The sequence below is a fragment of the Vibrio sp. SCSIO 43135 genome (assembly GCF_023716665.1).
GTDB classification, from domain to species: Bacteria; Pseudomonadota; Gammaproteobacteria; order Enterobacterales; family Vibrionaceae; genus Vibrio; species Vibrio paucivorans.
The window spans coordinates 3006522-3027349 of sequence record NZ_CP071859.1 but is presented as its reverse complement, the minus strand read 5'-3'; the positions used below and the strand labels follow the sequence as shown (position 1 = coordinate 3027349).

24 protein-coding genes are annotated in these 20828 nt (G+C 44.7%); 18 read left to right on the top strand and 6 right to left on the bottom strand.

The genetic code is table 11. The annotated features are described in order from the left end of the window. The first annotated feature begins 69 nt into the window (after window positions 1-69). Both arsJ and J4N42_RS13560 read left to right on the top strand, forming a co-directional pair. The gene (gene arsJ, locus J4N42_RS13565; RefSeq protein ID WP_252028696.1) at window positions 70-1290 is read left to right on the top strand and encodes an organoarsenical effux MFS transporter ArsJ; all 1221 of its coding nucleotides are present in this window, start codon (window positions 70-72) and stop codon (window positions 1288-1290) included. Between the two features lie 96 nt (window positions 1291-1386). Beyond that, the gene (locus J4N42_RS13560) at window positions 1387-2400 is read left to right on the top strand and encodes an acyltransferase (protein ID WP_252028694.1); all 1014 of its coding nucleotides are present in this window, start codon (window positions 1387-1389) and stop codon (window positions 2398-2400) included. On the opposite strand, the gene J4N42_RS13555 is transcribed toward J4N42_RS13560, so the two are convergent. Beyond that, complete coding sequence (locus tag J4N42_RS13555) at window positions 2397-2726, bottom strand: DUF2500 domain-containing protein (RefSeq protein WP_252028692.1); 330 nt, start codon at window positions 2724-2726, stop codon at window positions 2397-2399. The genes J4N42_RS13560 and J4N42_RS13555 overlap by 4 nt on opposite strands. 242 nt (window positions 2727-2968) lie before the next feature. On the opposite strand from J4N42_RS13555, the gene J4N42_RS13550 reads away from it, so the two are divergent. After that, entirely contained in the window at window positions 2969-3337 is a 369-nt protein-coding gene (locus J4N42_RS13550; RefSeq protein ID WP_252028690.1) for a DUF4145 domain-containing protein, read from the top strand. Window positions 3338-3347: 10 nt separating this feature from the next. On the opposite strand, the gene J4N42_RS13545 is transcribed toward J4N42_RS13550, so the two are convergent. Beyond that, window positions 3348-4250, bottom strand: a complete 903-nt coding sequence (locus J4N42_RS13545) for a LysR family transcriptional regulator (RefSeq protein ID WP_252028688.1) — start codon at window positions 4248-4250, stop codon at window positions 3348-3350. Between the two features lie 154 nt (window positions 4251-4404). Here J4N42_RS13545 and J4N42_RS13540 point away from each other — a divergent pair, with 154 nt between their 5' ends. The 5 genes from J4N42_RS13540 to J4N42_RS13520 all read left to right on the top strand — a co-directional run bounded on the left by J4N42_RS13540 (window position 4405) and on the right by J4N42_RS13520 (window position 8384). Continuing rightward, entirely contained in the window at window positions 4405-4815 is a 411-nt protein-coding gene (locus J4N42_RS13540) for a VOC family protein (RefSeq protein ID WP_252028686.1), read from the top strand. A gap of 52 nt (window positions 4816-4867) precedes the next feature. Beyond that, a complete protein-coding gene (locus tag J4N42_RS13535) occupies window positions 4868-5641 on the top strand; it encodes an isochorismatase family protein (RefSeq protein ID WP_252028685.1) in 774 nt (257 codons plus the stop codon). Between the two features lie 1069 nt (window positions 5642-6710). Continuing rightward, on the top strand, window positions 6711-7334 hold the full coding sequence (locus J4N42_RS13530) for a lysoplasmalogenase (RefSeq protein ID WP_252028683.1): 624 nt from the start codon (window positions 6711-6713) through the stop codon (window positions 7332-7334). Window positions 7335-7460: 126 nt separating this feature from the next. Next, window positions 7461-7697, top strand: coding sequence for a YecH family metal-binding protein (locus J4N42_RS13525; protein WP_252028682.1), 237 nt, complete (start codon window positions 7461-7463; stop codon window positions 7695-7697). Between the two features lie 87 nt (window positions 7698-7784). Continuing rightward, complete coding sequence (locus tag J4N42_RS13520; RefSeq protein ID WP_252028681.1) at window positions 7785-8384, top strand: YhgN family NAAT transporter; 600 nt, start codon at window positions 7785-7787, stop codon at window positions 8382-8384. Between the two features lie 59 nt (window positions 8385-8443). On the opposite strand, the gene J4N42_RS13515 is transcribed toward J4N42_RS13520, so the two are convergent. Further along, entirely contained in the window at window positions 8444-8713 is a 270-nt protein-coding gene (locus J4N42_RS13515; protein ID WP_252028680.1) for a DUF1145 domain-containing protein, read from the bottom strand. A gap of 14 nt (window positions 8714-8727) precedes the next feature. Continuing rightward, window positions 8728-9327: a 16S rRNA (guanine(966)-N(2))-methyltransferase RsmD gene (gene rsmD, locus J4N42_RS13510; RefSeq protein WP_252028679.1), complete on the bottom strand. Its 600-nt coding sequence runs from the start codon at window positions 9325-9327 to the stop codon at window positions 8728-8730. A 219-nt stretch (window positions 9328-9546) separates the two neighbouring features. Here rsmD and ftsY point away from each other — a divergent pair, with 219 nt between their 5' ends. From ftsY to glpG, 6 genes are all read left to right on the top strand, one after another. Further along, on the top strand, window positions 9547-10743 hold the full coding sequence (gene ftsY / locus J4N42_RS13505) for a signal recognition particle-docking protein FtsY (protein WP_252028677.1): 1197 nt from the start codon (window positions 9547-9549) through the stop codon (window positions 10741-10743). A gap of 48 nt (window positions 10744-10791) precedes the next feature. After that, window positions 10792-11466: a cell division ATP-binding protein FtsE gene (gene ftsE, locus J4N42_RS13500; RefSeq protein WP_252028676.1), complete on the top strand. Its 675-nt coding sequence runs from the start codon at window positions 10792-10794 to the stop codon at window positions 11464-11466. Then, window positions 11456-12424 carry a permease-like cell division protein FtsX gene (gene ftsX / locus J4N42_RS13495; RefSeq protein WP_252028674.1) on the top strand — a complete coding sequence of 323 codons (969 nt, stop codon included), beginning with the start codon at window positions 11456-11458 and terminating at the stop codon, window positions 12422-12424. Before ftsE ends, ftsX begins: the two co-directional genes overlap by 11 nt. Before the next feature lie 171 nt (window positions 12425-12595). After that, window positions 12596-13453 carry an RNA polymerase sigma factor RpoH gene (gene rpoH / locus J4N42_RS13490; protein WP_252028672.1) on the top strand — a complete coding sequence of 286 codons (858 nt, stop codon included), beginning with the start codon at window positions 12596-12598 and terminating at the stop codon, window positions 13451-13453. A gap of 396 nt (window positions 13454-13849) precedes the next feature. Beyond that, a complete protein-coding gene (glpE, locus tag J4N42_RS13485; protein ID WP_252028670.1) occupies window positions 13850-14170 on the top strand; it encodes a thiosulfate sulfurtransferase GlpE in 321 nt (106 codons plus the stop codon). 19 nt (window positions 14171-14189) lie between these two features. After that, complete coding sequence (glpG, locus tag J4N42_RS13480; protein ID WP_252028668.1) at window positions 14190-15026, top strand: rhomboid family intramembrane serine protease GlpG; 837 nt, start codon at window positions 14190-14192, stop codon at window positions 15024-15026. Window positions 15027-15068: 42 nt separating this feature from the next. Here glpG and J4N42_RS13475 read toward each other — a convergent pair whose 3' ends face one another. Beyond that, the gene (locus J4N42_RS13475) at window positions 15069-15476 is read right to left on the bottom strand and encodes a flagellar basal body-associated protein FliL (RefSeq protein WP_252028666.1); all 408 of its coding nucleotides are present in this window, start codon (window positions 15474-15476) and stop codon (window positions 15069-15071) included. A gap of 168 nt (window positions 15477-15644) precedes the next feature. Between J4N42_RS13475 and J4N42_RS13470 the strand changes: the two genes are divergently transcribed. Continuing rightward, window positions 15645-16184, top strand: a complete 540-nt coding sequence (locus J4N42_RS13470; protein WP_252028664.1) for a chorismate lyase — start codon at window positions 15645-15647, stop codon at window positions 16182-16184. Next, window positions 16185-17039: a 4-hydroxybenzoate octaprenyltransferase gene (gene ubiA, locus J4N42_RS13465; protein ID WP_252028663.1), complete on the top strand. Its 855-nt coding sequence runs from the start codon at window positions 16185-16187 to the stop codon at window positions 17037-17039. A 46-nt stretch (window positions 17040-17085) separates the two neighbouring features. On the opposite strand, the gene plsB is transcribed toward ubiA, so the two are convergent. Further along, window positions 17086-19527 (bottom strand): glycerol-3-phosphate 1-O-acyltransferase PlsB, encoded by a 2442-nt coding sequence (gene plsB / locus J4N42_RS13460; protein WP_252028661.1) that lies wholly within the window; start codon window positions 19525-19527, stop codon window positions 17086-17088. A gap of 213 nt (window positions 19528-19740) precedes the next feature. On the opposite strand from plsB, the gene J4N42_RS13455 reads away from it, so the two are divergent. After that, a complete protein-coding gene (locus J4N42_RS13455; RefSeq protein WP_252028659.1) occupies window positions 19741-20103 on the top strand; it encodes a diacylglycerol kinase in 363 nt (120 codons plus the stop codon). Between the two features lie 98 nt (window positions 20104-20201). Then, complete coding sequence (gene lexA / locus J4N42_RS13450) at window positions 20202-20822, top strand: transcriptional repressor LexA (protein WP_252028657.1); 621 nt, start codon at window positions 20202-20204, stop codon at window positions 20820-20822. Window positions 20823-20828 lie beyond the last annotated feature (6 nt).

Here is a 20828-nt window from a genome sequence, read left to right as displayed (position 1 = left end):
TATAGAGCTTTTGGAACACCATAACCCAAAAGCTCTTTTCTCTTTGCAATAAAGGCAAATAGGTACGTTATGTTTGCAAATGTCAGTAAAAGTGTTCGCCAATATATGCTCGTGACGTTCAATTACTGGAACTTCACGATTACCGATGGTGCATTACGTATGCTGGTGGTGCTGTATTTCCACGATCTGGGTTACAGCACATTGGAAATCGCCTCTCTATTCCTCTTTTACGAATTTTTTGGAGTGGTCACTAACTTAATCGGTGGTTGGCTAGGTGCAAGGCTTGGGTTGAATAAAACCATGAACTTGGGACTGGCGATGCAGATCATTGCTCTGTCTATGCTCGCCGTTCCAGCGGCATGGCTCACCATTCCGTGGGTAATGGCAGCGCAGGCGTTGTCTGGCATTGCTAAAGACTTAAACAAGATGAGCGCCAAAAGCTCGATTAAAACGTTGGTGCCGGATGAGCAGCAGGGCGCTTTGTATAAATGGGTTGCGATATTGACCGGCTCGAAAAATGCCCTGAAAGGCGCGGGGTTCTTTATCGGTGGCTTACTGCTCTCAGTAATTGGTTTCAAGTATGCCGTTTTAACCATGGCAGCAGTGTTAACTCTGGTGTTCATTGGCAGCTTAATTGGCCTTGAAAGTGACATGGGTAAAGCGAAGACTAAGCCGAAGTTTAAGCAAATCTTTTCTAAATCTGAGTCGATCAACATTCTATCCGCTGCACGTATGTTCTTATTCGGTGCACGGGATGTCTGGTTTGTTATTGCGTTGCCGATTTATCTGGGCAGTGTATTTGGTTGGGAGCATTTGTGGGTCGGTGGCTTCCTAGCTGCGTGGACCATCGCTTACGGATTTGTTCAGGGCTTAGCACCTAAAATAACCGGCAAAGCCCAAGGCAAAGTGCCTGATGGTCACGCTGCTATGCTGTGGGCTGGTGGATTGGCGATTGTGACTGCATTTATCGCTTATGCGGTACAGATAGGTTGGCAGCCAGAGCTTGTCATTGTCGGAGGATTGATGGTGTTTGGTGCTATCTTCGCTGTGAACTCGTCTCTGCATTCCTATTTGATCGTGAGCTATGCCAAAGGTGATGGTGTATCGCTGGACGTTGGTTTCTACTATATGGCCAATGCCATGGGGCGCTTAATTGGCACTATATTGTCTGGTTGGGTATTCCAGATGGCTGGGCTAGCTGCGTGTCTATGGGTCTCTTTTGCATTCCTTGCTCTTACTACCTTGATATCGGTAAAACTGCCAAAGCTACGTGAAGTGAATGTTGCATAATTGATAATTCTTTGACCGAAAGCTGACTCTGTTAATAGCAGAGTCAGCTTTTTTATTGCTATATTCAATTGGTTATCTGACACAAGAGAGATGCTAATGAGGCAACGGGTCCTGTTTTTCGATTTACTGCGCTGTGTTGCTGCGGTTGCAGTTATCGCTATTCATGTACTGGCTCCTTATCGGAATGAGCTTGGGGTGATTCCATTTAACGAATGGTTTACTGCGGTAGGGGTGAATGGCGTTACTCGCTGGGCGGTGCCTGTATTTATCTTGATTACCGGTGCGTTGATGTTGAGTGATACGCGGCCATTTGACGCCAAGTATTATGTGAAACGGCGTTTAGGTAAGGTCTTGGTGCCGTTTTTGCTCTGGTCGCTGTTCTATGCGTACCTGTCTGGTTGGAGCGCCTCTGGTTATGATGGGGCGGTCAGTAAAGAAGTTCTGGCTAATAGTGCAGAACACGCGACGTACTACCATCTGGGCTTTTTCTATTACTTTATCCCGCTGTATTTCGTTATTCCATTTTTGCAAATCATGGTGCGCAAAACTGGGGACGCAGGAGTGTATGCATTCACCGCGGTATGGCTGCTAACCACGTTACTTTATTTGATGAAAATCGATGGTCCATGGAGCATTGAACTATGGTTGTATAGTGGCTACTTACCACTCGGCTATATTCTGTTTAAGAAGATTCCGCTGACTAAAACCAGTGTGATGATTGCGACTGGCTTGGGAATCGCTGCGCTGGCTACGACCGTCATGATGGTCGTGAGCAATAGTTTAGCCGCAGGGGAGTATACGGTGGGGCGATGGCTGTCTTATAAGACGCTCAACGTAGTGTTAGCAGCCAGCATGATTTTCATGCTATGCCGTTACTTTGGTGAAGGCTTGTCTCTGGGTGCTAATAAGGTGGTTGGTTTCATCAGCCAACATAGTTTGGGGATCTATATTCTTCACCCGATTTTCTTGTGGCCAATGAAAGAGTTTGGCTGGTATCAGGGACACCCTGGCTGGGTTATCCCTGTATGGATTGTGTTAAGTGGTGCTGGAGCGCTAGCAATGAGCTGGTTGTTCTCGCGTTCGAGTAAGACAAGCTGGTTGCTTCCTTAGCGTTTCATCGCGAAATGTAGGAATTTATCTCCCTGATAAGTGAGCTTACCTTTATCTCCAGGGTTCAAAGCGTGGTAATAGTGAATACCCACTTGGAATTCACGCTTTGGCCCTAAACGCCCTTTCTGAACGTATATCCAATACTCTTGATCGTCTTCGCCTGGTTGCGCGTCTTGAATCTCGATGGCCTGTTTATCCAATATCACCACATTAACCGCTTGTTCAGGCGCATTCTCTCCCTGCATGTGTTTTCGATAGAAACTGAGGAACACCCATGCGGCCAGCACAGCCAATAGAGTGATTGCAACAAATAATGAAATAGGCATCACATTCTCCATAATATCGAATGCGCTATTGTAACGCTGAGGGACAAATTGAGATGCTTTGCCGAACTTGATTCGTGATCTACACAGTTAATGTCGAGTTTTATTCGAGAGATATCACGTTTTTCAAAGGCTTAGCATTGGTCACCTTTACGAAAATTTACTGTAAAAGACTCGAAAAAGTGATCTGAATATAGAAGAATAGCGCTAGGCTTGTCTAAACTTAATATCGATGGAGGGAAGCCATGTCAGATATTGAAAAAGTGGTTGTACGGACTCGAAAATTAGAGTCACTGCTACGTGGCCAGTACCACGCGGAAGGAAAAGGTCTGCATCAGCTGATCACCAGCTGTGAGGATCGTTTGCCCCATGATGTTGTAGGGAAGCTAAGGTTTATCGCGACGATTCGTAATAAAGTGGTTCACGAAGACGATTACAAGTTAGATAAAGCGAAAGAGTTTTTGGCAACTTGTGATGAGTGCGAAAGAGAACTGACTCCGCGCAGTAGTCGCTTCATTTGGCGTGTGGCGATTACATTGATGACGCTAATTACCTTGGCGGCGCTAGGCTTTTATTACGCTCATTGGGACATCTTGTCTAAGCACTTCCAATAACTTTGCTCTGTTAATCTCCTAACTCAGCAAAGATAAAATCGATAAAATGTCTAACCTTAGATGCCATATGCTTGCGGCTGGGATAAACCACATACACACCAATATCAACTTCAGGTAACTCCGGAAAAAGTTGCACCAATTTCCCTGTTTGAAGCTCGTCGGTCAGATTAAATGAAGGTAGCCGTGTAATGCCTTGCCCTGCTATACATAAAGCCAGCTCCATTTCTGGGCTGTTGGAAATTAGGCGGCTTGTTACATTAACCTCTACAGTACTGCTATCGTTTAAGAGGTAGCGCCAAACATTAGGTTGTTTCAGGTTGCTGTAACTGATTGTGTTATGGCGGCTTAAATCTGTTGGATGTTCTGGTGTGCCATATTTAGCTAAATAGCAAGGGGCTGCAATGGTCACACTGCGTGCTGAAGTGAGCCTGCGGCTGATTAAGCTGGAATCTTCCATTTCTACTGATGCTCTGATCAGCAAATCCCAACCTTCGGTAATGATATCTACTTTACGGTCATTCAAATCCAACTCGACGTTAATCTTCGGATATTGCTCAATGAATTTAGCCAAAATTGGACGTATTTTGGCTAGACCAAAACTAACAGGGCAGCTTATACGTAACGTGCCTTGAGGTTCTGCTTGATGGCCTGATAGCAAGGTTTGAGCAGCCGTGGCGTGATCAATAATTTGCTGACATTGCTGATAATACAGCTCTCCTTCAGGCGTTAATTTGATACTACGAGTGGTGCGGTTGAGTAAACGCACTCCCAAACGCGCTTCTAATTTATTTACCTCTTTGCTGATATAAGAGGTTGAATGCCCGCTTATTTCTGCTGCTTTAGTAAAGCTTCCGCTCTTGATCACTTGCGAAAAGATCACCATGCCATCGAGCAGTTTTCCATTAAATTCCATTTATTGCTCTCCGCAATTTTCACCTATCCCCCAGTATGGTTGATTGGCTTTCATTTGGAAATAATCATTTTCATTCTAGGTTATTAATCAACGTATGGATTAAATCTATCATTTATTTACGGAGATTAAATTAGCTCACAATACGGAGAGTGGCATGAAGGAAATAAGCAGAATCAATCACATAGGCTTAAGAGTGAGCAGCTTTGAAACAGCGCGCGACTTTTATTCCCAACTGGGCTTTGAATACATCACAGGCCCAAGTGGCCCTGAGCCAGTGGCCATTGTTGAACATCCCTCTGGTATCAACATCAATTTTATTCTCAATTCAGATCAGAAAGACCATACCAATATGCTGATGGATACGCCAATCAAGCATACCGGCTTTACACATGTTGCACTGGAAATCTCCAACAAAGAAGCAGTGTTAGAGCACTTGAAGGCACTGCAAATTCCACTCAGCGGTGAGCCTATGAATCACCCTACTGGTACCTCGTTTTTCATTCGTGACCCAGATAACAACGTTATTGAGTTTATTGAATACAAAGGCTTAAGCGCTTTCCAATAAAGTGCTCAGTTACCTTATCGACACAACACTTAGCAACAGAAGAAGTATGAATATGGATATTAAAAAAAGATTAATCGCTATCGCCTCATCAACGTTATTGCTGATGGGTTTTTCTAGCGCGGCTTTGGGCAGCTCTTCGAGTGGAGTTACCACGATAAAAACAGTGAATGGTGTAGCGCAATACCCTAAAGGTTATCAAGGTACCCCGATACGTGATGCGGCTGAAGATCCGTTTATCTCTCCAAGTAACTCAGCTCTAATCTTAATCGATTACCAACCACATATATTGATGGGGGTGAAAAATATCGATCATGAAACGTTGCTCAACAATACCAAGGGGTTGATTAAGTCTGCAGTTCACTTTGATCTGCCGATTATTTTTTCCCATGTTGGGGTAGGGCTGAATGGCTCTGAACCATTCTTGAAAGAGTTAGTAGAGCTGGCACCAGATGCGATCATTATCGATAGAACCAATGTTAATGCTTGGGAAGAAGCGGAGTTTGTGGCTGCGGTAGAAGCGACAGGGCGCAAAAAGCTCATTATGGGCGGATTGTGGACAGATGTTTGTCTGGCTTATCCTGCAATAGAAGCGACACAAAATGGTTACGAAGTACTAGTGCCTGAAGATACCGTCGGCAGTATCACGCAGATGTCTCATGACAACGGTATGAAACGAATGATGCAGGCTGGGGTAAAACCGATTACGTGGAACGTAGTGCTGGCGGAACTACAACGCGATCATGCACGTAAAGCAACAGAGCATGAGACGACGAGAATATTCTTAGAGTTCTTGTTTAAAATGGATCCCGATAAGGGGTGGCAGTAAGCCAGACAACGAGTAACTTCTCCGATACATTTTCTTTTAGTAGCAGAGGTTACCTACCTTTTTATTAAAAATTCTTTTCAAGTTAAAGCACTCGATTCTTACCATCGGGTGCTTTGTTACTCCTGAATATGGATACTTAACGACGACTGTAACCTATTGCTGGAATGTATCAATTTGATTACGAACCAATCAGAAAAACAAAAAAGGACGCATTTGCGTCCTTTTTTGTTTTTGTATTAGATACTTAGTACATCATCGGCAGTGTCATTAGGCCAACGACTACTGCGATCATTACAAGTCCTTGTTTTTGTGAAGAAGAAATCATAACACTGCTCCTTAATTTTGATGTTCAACACTATGTAATAAAGATTAGCACTACTTTATGGGTTTGATCAAGCCTGTCTTGGTGAAAACTTCAAAAAAGTAACTTTACTGTTTGCTTGTTCCTAGTAAATGGGTAAGTTTTCTTATGCTTTTGTGCTGTTTTTAAAATGTTCAAAGTGGTTTTTGTTTAATCTTGCTTGGTCTTAAGTGGTTGAATTTAAAGATTGTTTTTATTGTTAAATTTATCATTTATTTTCATTTCTTTCACTTTTTAGGCTTAGGGTGATCTGCAATGTCAGTTGTGGGTAAAATCTCATTTTATGAGGAAAGTAAACAGCTCGGATGAGAGCCTTTATCACATATTGATACGGTGGGCTTTAAGTTGGAAAGCTGCTATTCCACACTGCCGCTTATCTTGTTCCTATCGATACTAGCTGCCATTAATGGTGCTATTGTTTCTTAAGTTGCTGTATTTAAATGGCTTTTATTTTTACTTGCTGAGCGTTTTATTGCTATGGGTGTGCTTTTTTTTATCCAGAGACGTTTGTTTTTTAAATCTAGACGATCACAGAGAACGCAACAGGCTGTAATTCACGGATTATTGAATCTCTGCTGACAATTCGTTTTAAACATTGCTGTGTGTGAGTAGAGTGATTCGTAATCAAGATCCAAGTTTTACGGTTCGCTGCTGGACATCGACTTTTAGCTGCCTACACTGGCGGCGAAAGAAACAAGAGGTGTACACATGTGGAGTTGGCTGTCTGTCGCGCTATCGGGCTTTATTAGCGTGAACGCAAATCAAGACAATAAGAATGGTCAGGCAATGATGTTTAAAACATTGAGCCTACTGTTGCTATTGGCTATTTTGTACAGCCAGAATCAAGCGCTTACCCCAGCAAGTGCTTGGGTGGGAGTAGGGCTAGTGGTGTCCATCTTTGCTGATATCCTTTACCAGCTGAAGCGCTATAAGCGCCTATGTTTCGCCAGCTTTATTACTGCGCAAATCTGCTTTAGCAAATCATTTTGGCTACAGCTTTCCACCGAGATGGTTTGGTGGCTCCCAGCAATGCTACTGGCCAGTAGTGTTGTGATGTTTTTCTTACTGCTCCCACAGATTGACCGGTTAATATTCCCTGTTGCGGTAATGGGGCTGGTTTTGGTTCAGTTCGCATGGGCCGCTGGAGAACTATGGCTACTGCACCAAGATGCTCCGAGCCTTGCAGGCTTCCTCGGGGCGATTTCATTGAGTGTGTCAGCAGGTCTATTAGCGATCCATGACTACCGCCGAGCTATTTGGGCCGGGCGTTACTTGATATCCGGCACTTACTTACTGGCCTTGTCTCTCATCACTGCTTCTGTTGCTTTATAGCCGGTGAGACATTCCTGACGGACACTACCTCCTTAGGAGAGTGCGCGAGGAATGTTATCTGAAATCAATGTATCTCTAACTTCGATTGAGTACTCTGATGCCAATTAAGGGCGAGGAGGAGCGACCATGTCTAACGAGATACACGCGCATAAAGTACTAAACTTACTACGAGAAAATTCAATGACTGAAGCTGAACTGCGTACTGCTGTGGCGCGACAGTTCGGACCTGAGGCTAGATTTCATACTTGCAGTAAGCAAGGCTTTGATTTAGATGCATTGTTGGTATTTTTCATCCAGCGCGAGAAAGTCATTAAGCAGGGTGAGAAGTGGACACTCAATGCAAAAAGGGTATGTAACCACTAACTTACATTTTAGCAGTGGGTCTACGTCTGGTTTCGAATATTTGAAGTGTTATACTGCGCCGATTCTTAATGACGGGACCTACTTGCTATGGAAATTTTATCTGCCGCTACCATGCTATTTTTGATCATGGATCCTCTTGGCAACTTACCTATTGTTCTTTCCATACTGAAGCATTTAGATCCAAAGCGTCGACGTAAAGTATTAGTCCGTGAGCTGATGTTTGCGCTACTTATTTTGATGCTATTCCTGTTCGCTGGCCAAAGCATCATGAGCTTCTTACACGTAGAACCAGAGACGCTGAGCATCTCGGGCGGTATCATCCTGTTTATTATTGCGATTAAGATGATCTTCCCAAGTGCGGGAAGCATCACTGGGTTAGCTGCAGGTGAAGAACCGTTTATTGTACCAATGGCGATTCCAATGATTGCTGGGCCGTCAGTCATTGCGGCGCTACTGTTACTGTCTAGCCAACACCCGGATAATCTGATGGAGCTCTCTGCAGCGGTGATGATTGCCTGGGGGGCGACCTTCTTTATTTTGATGTTCTATGGTTTCTTCCACAGAATATTAGGTGAGCGTGGTTTGAAAGCGGTTGAGCGCCTGATGGGCTTGCTATTGGTGATGATCTCGACTCAGATGTTCCTAAACGGTGTGAAAGGTTACATGGGAATGGCTGCTGCAGGTTAAGTTTGAGCTACATACATTTAAAAATAAAAACGCCGCTCTCAGAGCGGCGTTTTTATTGGTTATCCCATCATGTGCTTACGACGAATATCTAGCAGAGCAAAGATACCAAATATCAGAATCGACCACTTTTCCCATTTACTCATATTGATTTTGTCACCAAAGGCGCCGATAAAAATCGCCATTTGCAGTCCGTGCATCATCAGCAAGAATGCCGTCATAATGTAGAGTGCAATTGCGGCTTTACCTGGAAAGGGTTGGAAGAAGTTAAAAATCAAAATAAACCAAACGAAAGCAATCGCCGCTTTCGCTAGTAGGATCAAATACTTCATTATAATTAAGTCCTCTATGCTGTAGTTCTTTCGAATAGTCGGTAGCTGACTTGCCCAGCACTTTTCTCGCGGTATAAGTGCCAATGCTCGGGAATGCCCTCTAGTGCTAATTCTTTCTCTGTTTCAATATAAATCATAGCGCCTTCTGCCAACCAGTTATTTTGCTCCAAAAGAGCAACCGTTTCATTGAGTAAGCCTTTTCTGAAAGGTGGATCAATGAAGACCACATGCTGTGGAGTACCCGGTTGTTTAAGAAAAGCCAGTGCATCACTATTGGTGACTGATAGATTGTCGGCCTTAAGCGCAGCAATATTGGACTGTATTTGCTTAAAGGCTGTTGGGTTGAGCTCCACGAGGGTGACATGCTCAGCCTGACGCGAAGCTGCTTCAAAGCCAAGCCCACCTGAGCCTGCGAACAGATCCAGACACTTGGCTTGTGGCACATCCTGCGCTAGCCAGTTGAAGACCGTTTCTTTGACTCTGTCGGTGGTTGGTCGTAAACCTTCTGCGTCATGCACCGGTAGTTTTCGACCTCTCCATAAGCCACTAATAATGCGAACAAAGCCCGTGGATGGCTTTTTTTGTGATGTGTTTTGCTGGCGACGTCTTACCATAGATTTTTTGACCGCTAATTAAGTGTTACTATACTCAGTCACCTCGATGATATCGTATCGGTGAAGCCCTGAGTTTTATAATGACAAAGTGTAACATTAAACCAATTAGAAAAGCCTAATTGAAAAGTTTTCAAGGCTTTGTCATTTTGTTTTCCGTAGATAGGATAATTCTATTGGAAAAGTGTCGTAGTTAGTTAAGTAAATCTAGGATATCCCCAGATGACGGAAAAAAAGAAGCGCGGATTACTGTCTTGGCTTGGTTTCGGAGATGAAGAACAAGCTAAACCGGTTGCGGAAGAACAAGTACAACAAACAGAAGAAGAGCAACCGCAGCAAGAAGAAATTGTTGAAGAGACAGCAGAAGCGGCGAACACTGAACTAGCAGAAGCAGAAGCAGAAGCAGAAGCAGAAGCAGAAGCAGAAGCAGAAGCAGAAGCAGAAGCAGTCGAGGAACAACCTGTTGTTGCACGTGTTCAAGAGCAAGAAAAACCAACTGAAGGTTTTTTTGCTCGCCTAAAGCGTAGTTTGAGCCGTACCAAAGCGAATATTGGTGCTGGTTTCTTTGGTTTGTTTAAAGGCAAACAAATCGACGATGAGCTGTTTGAAGAACTTGAAGAGCAACTGTTGATTGCTGATGTCGGAATGAATACGACCGTTAAGATTATCGACAGCTTAACTGAAAAAGCATCACGCCAAGACCTGAAAGACGGTGAAGCCTTGTATGGACTGCTTAAAGAAGAAATGGCAGAGATCCTAAGTACAGTTGAACAGCCACTTGAAGTCGATACGACTAAAACGCCTTACGTCATCTTGATGGTTGGTGTGAACGGCGTAGGCAAAACGACCACTATTGGTAAACTGGCCAAACAGTTCCAAGCACAAGGCAAGAAGGTCATGCTGGCTGCTGGCGATACATTCCGAGCTGCTGCAGTTGAACAGTTGCAAGTTTGGGGTGAACGCAACGAAGTCCCTGTGATTGCTCAACATACGGGGGCTGACAGTGCCTCGGTTATCTACGATGCCATTGAAGCAGCGAAAGCGCGTGGTGTTGATGTGGTGATTGCAGATACAGCAGGCCGACTACAAAACAAAGCTAACCTAATGGAAGAGCTACGCAAAATCGTTCGTGTAATGAAGAAAATCGACGATTCAGCGCCTCACGAAATCATGCTAACGCTGGATGCAGGTACCGGCCAAAATGCTATTAGCCAAGCCAAGTTATTCAGTGAAGTGGCACCATTGACTGGTATTACGCTAACCAAACTTGATGGCACAGCAAAAGGTGGTGTTATCTTTGCCATTGCCGATCAATTCCAAATCCCGATTCGTTTTATCGGTGTAGGTGAAGGCATTGATGATCTTCGTCCATTCGAGACGCAAGAGTTTATTGATGCATTATTTAGCCGCGATGAATAATCGCTTATAGGCAGTATCGTTGTTGAAGCGAACCAAGAGGATTGATGGGTGATTAATTTTCAGCAAGTGAGTAAGGCTTATCGCGGTGGGCGACAAGCATTACAAAAAGTCGACTTTCACCTTAAGCGTGGAGAGATGGCGTTTCTTGGTGGTCATTCGGGTGCGGGTAAAAGTACCCTGCTGAAATTGATATGTGCGATTGAAAGACCAACGGATGGCAAAGTCAGCTTTAATGGCCACGACATTACACGTATCCCTAATAAAGACATACCATTCCTACGTCGTAACATTGGTATTGTATTTCAAGATCACCGGTTGCTGATGGATCGTAGTGTATTCGATAACGTCGCACTGCCTATGCGTATTGAGTCTATTTCTGAAAACGACATCAAACGCCGTGTTTCAGCGGCGTTAGACAAAATGGGTCTATTAGACAAAGCACGTTGTCTGCCTAGTCAATTGTCTGGTGGTGAGCAACAGCGCGTAGGTATCGCTCGAGCGGTGGTAAATCGCCCAACCTTACTGCTTGCTGATGAACCAACGGGTAACTTAGACCCAGAACTGTCTAATCGTGTGTTGAAGCTGTTTGAAGAGTTTAATCGTGCTGGGGTTACTATCTTGTTAGCAACCCACGACCTCGGGTTGGTTAACACGCGCCCACAATATCGTCACCTTGAACTTAACCAAGGTTTCTTGAGTGAGGTGGAAGATTATGGCCAGTAATAAAAAGCTTAAGAAAGCCTCTAAAGGCCGCGCTCAAAACCAGCTTAAAACGAATGGTTTTTTTAAAGTTCACCTCGATCAGGCTAAAGCGTCATTTGCTCAAATGTGGCTTCGTCCGTTAGGCAATATTCTCACGCTTGCTGTGATCTCAATGGCATTAGCCATGCCTGCAAGTTTATATCTGCTTGGAAAAAACATTGCTGCGGTAGCCGATAATGTTGCCAGTCCTTCGCAAGTGAGTGCGTACATTCAAGAGCGAACGCCTGAAGCGCGAGTCATGGTATTAAAAGATGAGATAGAAAGTTGGGCAGAAGTTGCAGAGGTAGAGTACATTTCTTCTCAGCAAGGGTTAGATGATCTAAGCCAATACTCGGGCTTCGAACAAGCGATCAGCTTGCTTGATGACTATGCTTTGCCTGGGGTGTTAATCATTACTCCGAATACTGAAGACAAGCAGGTCATTAAAGGGATTGCTCGCAAGGTGTCTGATGAAGAGGAAATCACCGATGTTCGTCTAGATGAAGATTGGTTAACAAGGCTCGATGCGATTCGCACCTTGGTGTCTGTGATTGTGATTACCCTATCGGTGTTAATGCTTGGCTCTGTATTCCTTATCGTTGGCAATACTTTGCGTTTTAACGTATTGGCAAATAAAGACGAAATCCAAACTATGAAGCTGATTGGAGCAACCGATAGCTTTATTCTCAGACCTTACCTCTATTCAGGCATGTGGTTTGGTTTGATTGGGGCGCTGTCCGCTTGGACATTGACGGCATTGATTACCATTCTGCTAAACAGCACAGTGGCAGATCTTGCGTTGCTTTACGATAGTCACTTCCGTTTACTTGGCCTGAATTGGGATGAATCCTTACTGCTGATTATGCTTGGAACCTTCTTAGGTTGCAGTGCTGCGAGGGTCTCTGCAAAAAGGCATTTAAAAGAAATTGAACCAGTTTAACTTGCCATTGTCATAATATTGAAAAAAGTACACGCTACCGTGTACTTTTTTTCTTGTAACCATGAATGGTTTGTGCATAATTGATTCCCCCTGCTTGAAACCTGTTCAGTTTAGGTTCAGTATTGATGGGTTAAAACACGTACTCCAGATCAGAGATTGATGAGGATTTGAATGACAAAGCAATCGTACTCAATGGCAGTTGTTTCACAAGATAGCCTAGACAGCTACATCCGCTCGGCGCACAGCTACCCAATGCTGACCGCTGAAGAGGAACGTGAACTTGCTGAAAGACTACATTACAAAGGTGAAATCGATGCAGCGAAAGGGCTGATCTTGTCTCACTTGCGTTTTGTTGTCCATGTTGCGCGTGGTTATTCAGGTTACGGCCTGCCAATGGCTGACCTCGTTCAAGAAGGTAATATCGGCTTGATGAAAGCGGTTAAGCGCTTCAATCCTGAAGTGGGTGTTCGCTTGGTATCGTTCGCGGTACATTGGATCAAAGCAGAAATTCATGAATACGTACTGCGTAACTGGCGTATTGTGAAAATCGCAACCACTAAAGCACAGCGTAAACTGTTCTTTAACCTGCGTAAGTCGAAAAAGCGCTTAGGTTGGTTTAACAATGGTGAAATTGAAACGGTTGCGAAAGAGTTGGGCGTTGAACCATCTGAAGTTCGCGAAATGGAATCCCGTTTGGCTGCACAAGATGCTACATTTGAAATGCCAACCGAAGATGATGACTCAAGTGCTTCTTATTCTGCGCCAGTCCTTTATTTAGAAGACAAGTCTTCTGACTTAGCTGAGAACGTTGAAGCAGATAACTGGGAAGCGCACACTAATAACCGTCTGAACCTTGCTTTGGCAAGTCTAGATGAGCGTAGCCAGCATATCGTACGTTCTCGTTGGTTAGATGATGCGAAAACAACGCTGCAAGAGCTAGCTGAAACGTATAATGTCTCTGCTGAGCGAATTCGTCAGCTTGAAAAGAACGCGATGAAAAAGCTTAAACTGGCCGTTGGTGAGTTTTAACTTCAGCTAGGTGACAAATCGAATAACTAGAAACCGAGATCATTTGATCTCGGTTTTTTTATTTCCGATCGATAGTTGCGATCTATTTTATCTGTGCTACCTGTGGGTAACTCTGTGAGGAATTTCTTTGCCAGTTGTCAGAAAGCAGGGTGAATAAGGCGAAAACGGGCATCAGAATTTGGGGATATGTTTTTTGTTACACACAAATGAATAAGGATCATTACTATATCTTGTGGATCCAAAGGCTTAAAAGCACTTTATCAACGCAATCCACAGATTTATCCACAAATGGTGTAAAAGTGATCACTGGTGGATAACCTTACTAACCTCGTGTATTGGGTTAGCACTGGATAGGTTACAATGACGTCACTGAATTAACTTGTGTATGAGAATCTAATGGACCAGTTTAAACACATCGATGTAGTTGCCGCGCAGCAACTGCTGACTTCTTCTGACGCTAGACTTGTTGATATCCGTGATCCGCAATCTTTTGCGGTTGCTCACGCGACTGGTGCTTTCCACCTCACCAATGATTCGATTGTGAGCTTTATGGATGAAGTTGAATTTGAGCAACCCATTTTGGTGATGTGCTATCACGGGATCAGTAGCCAAGGTGCGGCGCAATATTTAGTGAACCAAGGGTTTGAAGAGGTGTATAGTGTGGACGGGGGCTTTGAAGCATGGCACCGTTCAGAGCTCCCTGTTGTACAAGGCTAACACTAGACCGGGTTTCTCTATGATCAGACTGCTTTCTTTATCCAATCCTCGCATGGCTCAAGCGTTCATCGACTACATGGCTTCACGCCAAATTGATGTGCAAATGACGCCGGAAGGAGAAGGGCAATTCGGACTTTGGCTAACTGACAGTCAGCATCAAGTCGAAGTGGAAGCAGAGCTAACGCAATTCTTACAAAACCCAAACGATAGAAAGTATCAAGCGGCATCGTGGAATATGGCCGAGAGTCGAAGAAATGTCTTGAGCTACCACTCTCCTAGCTTTATGTCGATGATAAAAGCCAAGGCGGGCCCAGTCACATTAACCCTGATGGTTGTCTGCAGCGTGGTTTTTGGTTTGATGCAGCTTGGTTTTGGTCGAACCATATTAGAAGCATTTCACTTTCCCGCTTTTGCTGGCCAACAGTGGCAAATATGGCGCTGGGTCACTCATGCTGTTCTGCATTTCTCGGCTATGCATATTGCCTTTAACCTACTGTGGTGGTGGCAGTTAGGGGGGGACATAGAAAAGCGTTTAGGCGCAGGTAAACTGTTACAGATATTTGTGGTTTCTGCTGCGTTATCGGGAGCTGGTCAGTACTGGGTTGAAGGGGCGAACTTTGGTGGATTGTCTGGTGTTGTTTATGCCTTAGTCGGTTATCTATGGCTACTAGGGACCAAAGCACCGCAAGTTGGTCTTCAAATGCCAAAACCAGTGATTGGTTTTATGTTAGTTTGGCTGGTACTTGGATTCGTTCAGCCGTTTATGGCTATTGCGAATACCGCGCATTTAGTCGGTTTACTTTCTGGTGTGGCACTGGGTTACTTAGATGCCAGTAAATGGAATCGAGTGAAATAAAAAAAGCGGCTAACAGCCGCTTTTTAAATAACGGGTTTAGGTCTACTGGTAGAGATACTTGGTAAACAGTAAGTCCGCGATAATAGTACGGCCTGTTTCTGGTAGTAAGATACCATTGAGTTGCTCGACTAAGGTTTTGCGCAGATCCTCGCGGCCAGCCAGTGACTTTATTGTATCTTCAGATTGTTTACCTAGTAGCTCAATAACGGCATCTCTAATCAATGGTTGGTGCAACTCGACGATCGGTAAGTCGGCCGCATTGGCTACCATGATATCGATGCGAACCTGAATATAGCCGAGCTTTTTGCCACTGGTGTGGAAATTGGTGGTGAGATCAGGCTCTAGTGTAAAATAGGCGAGTTGAGGGCCTGCTTCTTGCTCAGCCATGCTTGGCATCGAAATCAGTACGCTTGAGGCGAGAATTATTTGGGCTAGGTAACGTTTAAGCATATTTCTAACTTTTCTTTCTTCTAATCGCGATACTCGAATCGTCTGAGACTTGTTACAATAGAGCATCTATTTGTAATGAAATGCGTTAAGCACTCGACGGTTGGGATGTATATCACTAACCTACGAACCTTTATTGTACGATGATAAAGCCGCTTATTGAATACTAGTATGAATCAATCAACTCCGCTCTATCTATCTGCTTTACGTAAAGTAAATTGGCAGCAACCTACAAGTTTTCCTTTTCCGAATGCGATTGCAAAGCAATGGTTATTGGAACAAGGATCTTTGTCACGTTTATTGGAGCAGCACTGCCAAGAGTTATCTGTTGAGTTAGTGCATAACCGAACAGTTAAAACCGAAAGGTTGAATGAACAAGAAGTCGATCTATTGTCGCCAGAAGACTGCCTATTACGTAAAGTCGTATTAAGTGGTGATAGTGAGCCGTGGGTACTTGGCCGAACTTTGATTCCAAATTCGTCATTGGCCGGGCAGCCTTATGACCTCGCGAGACAAGGTGAAATTCCGTTAGGGTTGACCGTTTTCAGTGCGGAAGATGTGAAGCGTGATGCGCTGCAAGTCGGCTGGGCCGAGACACCAGAAGGGCGACTGTTGGCTCGTCGTTCTCGCTTATGGATGAACCAAAAACCAATGTTGGTGGCAGAACTATTTTTGCCGACTTCACCGATTTACTCTAAGGAGAGAGTGTAAATGACCGCGGCGAAAGCGCGTGCCTATTGGCAGCTAATGCGAATGGATAGGCCTATTGGCTCATTGTTGTTACTTTGGCCAACTCTGTGGGCGCTCATTGTAGCGGCGGAAGGAATGCCTAGAATTGATGTTCTGTTGGTCTTTACGGCGGGCGTTGTATTGATGCGTTCTGCAGGCTGCGTAATCAATGATTTCGCTGACCGTAAAGTCGATGGTCATGTAAAGCGCACTCAGAACCGTCCAATGCCGTCGGGGCTGGTTTCGAGCAAAGAAGCCATTGGCTTGTTTGTGATTCTCGGAGTCGTGTCATTCCTGTTGGTGCTCACTATGAACCCTCTGACTATTAAGCTGTCGTTTGCGGGTATTGCGCTGGCTTTTATCTACCCATTTATGAAGCGCTATACCCATTTACCACAGTTGTTTTTGGGCTTAGCTTTCAGTTGGTCAATCCCTATGGCGTGGGCAGCACAAACAGAGCAATTACCTTCTATGGTATGGTTTTTATTTTTAATCAACGCACTATGGACCATCGCCTACGATACGCAATATGCGATGGTCGATCGTGACGATGATTTAGAAATTGGTATTAAGTCCACTGCGATTTTGTTTGGCCGTCGAGACAAAATGATCATTGGGGCATTACAGCTAGCGACCTTAGCTCTTCTTATTCTACTTGGCTGCTGGTATCAATTGGGTAGCAGTTACTACTGGAGCCTATTGGTGGTCGGCGCACTGTTTGTCTACCAGCAAATCTTGATTAAACATCGTGAGCGCGATGATTGTTTTAAAGCGTTCCTCAATAACAATTATGTAGGAATGAGCATCACTTTAGGGTTACTGGTTGCATTCTGGTAATTCGATACTGATATAAAAAAGGCACCTTTCGGTGCCTTTTTTGTATTTACTCACCAGACTGGCAAACACTTTCTTGAATCGTCATCCGCACTTCAGGGTACAGCATCGAATAGAGCTGCTGCGCTAGGTGCTTAGTTTTTTCGATGTCACAGTTACCGTCTTGATCTAAGTATGCTTGTTGCTTCAAAGTGCTGAACATCGAAGAGAACACGCCCTTATCAAAGAACTCTGGGGCATTGATACCATGCAAGCGACCAAGTCGCTGGGCAATATCTTGGCTCTTCTGCTCCAAGTCAGACTTACCGAGCTCTGGGTTAGCAACCAGCAAGTTCATAGTGATGGCATAGCGTTGCAGCGTCTCTGAAATGGTTCTGCCAAGCAACATCAGCGTTTGAGTGTTTGCTTGGTTCATCGACACCACTTGTTGGCCACTGTCGTCTTGCCCAATGGTCGCCAAGTTAAGTTGCTCAAGCTCGGTCAGATAAGACATAACGAGTTCATCAAGCTGACTTTGCTCAATACCGATAAACAGTTCTTGTTTTAAGAACGGATAAAGCGTCGCGACGTTTTCTTTCACTTGCGATACTGGTAGCTGCTGCTGACGGATCAACATTTGGGCAATCAGTGATGGAATGGCAAACAAGTGGATGATGTTGTTGCGGTAGTAAGTCATTAAGATCGATTGATTACGGTCGAGTGACACGATCGTACCCATGGTATCGGTTTCAATGACAAACTTATCTAATGACTCAGCGTGTGAAACTAACTCTTCTGCCGTCGCATTTGGCACCGTAAAGGTGTCAGAGTACGGAACGTTTTTCAGTAGTGATAGGTAACAGTCAATTTGTTTCACTAAGCTGTCGCGAGAAAGCGCTCGTTGGCGTGAAGCAAGCAAGGCCGTTGCACATAGGGTCAGAGCGTTGGCCGCTGCTGCGTCGTTGATGTGAGTCATCATCTTGTTCGCCAGATCATTGACCACAGGGTTCATCCATTGTGGTTTAGTCGTCCCTAATGGATCGATATCTTTAGTCCACTCCGGCGCTTTATCATTGAGGTATTGGTTGAGCGGAATTGGCTCACCAAAGTTCACGTAGCCTTGGCCAAAGTTGCGCAGTTTACGGATGGTGCGCAGAACAAGGCCGGCGTTTTCTTTCTCTTTGCGCTTACCGCGTAGCTCTTTTGCGTAAGTGCCTACTTCCATCACATGCTCGTAACCAATGTACACAGGCACTAATGTCACTGGGCGGTTCAGGCCACGCAGCATAGCTTGAATGGTCATCGCCAGCATGCCGGTTTTCGCTTGCAGCAAGCGACCAGTGCGGGAGCGGCCACCTTCACTGAAGTATTCGACTGAATACCCTTTAGCAAAGAGCTCGGCAAGATATTCACGGAAAATGGTTGAGTACAGTTTATTGCCTTTGAAGCTGCGGCGAATAAAGAATGCGCCACCGCGACGGAAAATCGGCCCTGCCGGGAAGAAGTTTAGGTTGATACCCGCAGCAATGTGCGGTGGCACCATGCCTTCTTTATACAACACATAAGAAAGCAACAAGTAGTCCATGTGGCTGCGGTGACACGGCACATATACGATCTCGTGACCGTCTTGGGCTAGCTTGCGTACGGTGGCGGCATTTGAAATGTTCAGGCCTTGATAAATGCGGTTCCAAAGCCAGCCAAGAATTCGCTCACCGTTTTTGATTAGAGAGTAAGAGAAGTCTGCCGCGATTTCATCCATGATGTCATGCGCTTCTTTGCGAGCTTTCTCTATCGAAATATTCTTTGTTTTCGCTTCATCTTCGATCGCTTTCTCAATCACTTCAGATTGAATTAAGCGGTTAAATAGCGCTTGGCGATTCGGTAGGTTAGGGCCGGAAGCGGCTAGCTTCTGACGAGAGAAGTGGATGCGAGCGACACGAGCTAGCTTGTGCGCGATGGATTCGTCGGTTCCGTGAGAATCGGCCATGTAGCGCAGAGAAACAACCGGGCTAAAGCGAACCAAGCAGTCACGGCCAGCGGCGAATACCGCTTTGGCTTTTTGTGGGCCATTCAGGGCTTGCAAATACGGCTTTTCTTTACCTTCTTTACCAGGCTTTCTTCCCCAAAGCACCGTTGCAGGGATAACCTGGACATCTAGCTCCGAATCAAACTTGTGCAGTTCTAACAATTCAGAAAATAGGGTAACGGATTCGCTTGGTACATCTTCATCACGCTGCATGAGTGTTGGGCGTGAAGAGGTAAATACATAACGATTAAATGTTTTACCATTGATTTCCATTGGCTCTAGCGGGTCTGGTAGACCAAGCTCGACAGCGTGCTTTTTCAGTGTCAGCAAGTCAACGCTGGAGCGAAAAGGTAGTGCATAGACAATGGGCTTGTTAGTATCAATATTATGATCTTCAATGGGGTTTGAAGGAATAGACGTTCCTTTTACCAATACCGACAGCGGTAATTTGAGTAATGAACGTGATAGAGATTGTCCTGAAGACATAAAGGGTCATAGCCTCAAGTTTTTCAAATAAGCGTAAATGTATTGAAGACTGTTTATCAGAATATTTTTTTCAGTAACAATATATTCAGCGAGTAATTTTTTGCGCAGCAAGGATACCAGAAACTGGTCTAACCTTTTAACTTTAATTGACTACGAAAACGTCAATTTTGCGCCAATTTATTCATCCCAATTATTCATAGTGAGAGTTTTTACGTGTCATCAAAGCCTGTACATGGATTCAAACGCCTTAAGAATGCCACCCGCTATTCCTGCCAAGGCCTCAAGGCCGCGTTTAAAAATGAAGCCGCGTTTCGCGAAGAGATATTACTTAGTGTAGTCCTGATTCCACTGGCATTTTGGTTAGATGTCAGCCAAGTGGAAAGAATTCTTCTTATTGTCACAGTGCTGCTGGTGATGTTGGTGGAATTGCTCAATAGTGCTGTCGAAGCTGTGGTGGATAGAGTGGGTACCGAACACCATGAACTCGCCGGGCGAGCGAAAGATATTGGTTCGGCAGCAGTGATGGTAGCGATGATCATCACAGGCTACACCTGGGTTGAGATACTGTTCTTCTAGCAAAAAGCAGAAATAAATTAAAAAACAACCAATTGGCTTTTCATTTCATAACTTACTGGATATACTTCCAGTTAACTGTATAAAAAGACAGGTGACTTATGAAGCCGTTAACGCCCCGACAACAACAAGTTTTCGATCTTATTAAGAGCAAGATCGATGAAACAGGAATGCCACCGACTCGTGCTGAAATTGCACGTGAACTTGGCTTTCGATCCGCTAACGCTGCTGAAGAGCACCTTAAAGCGCTAGCTCGTAAACAAGCGATTGAAATTATCCCAGGCGCTTCTCGTGGTATCCGTATTTTGCTGGATGCGGCTAACGATGAAGAGCAAGGCTTGCCATTGATTGGTCAAGTCGCAGCGGGTGAGCCTATTTTGGCGCAAGAGCATGTCGAAACACATTATCAAGTGGATCCTGGCATGTTTAAGCCCCAGGCCGATTTCTTACTTCGTGTTAATGGCGAAAGTATGAAAGACATCGGTATTATGGATGGCGATCTACTGGCCGTACACAAAACGCAAGATGTGCGCGATGGTCAAGTTGTCGTGGCTCGTGTCGACGACGATGTTACCGTTAAGCGACTTGAGCGCAAAGGCTCTACCGTATTACTGCATGCTGAAAACGAAGAGTTTTCGCCAATCCAAGTTGACCTCACCTCCCAGCATCTTGCTATCGAAGGTCTCGCTGTTGGTATCATTCGCAATACAGATTGGATGTAAAACCAA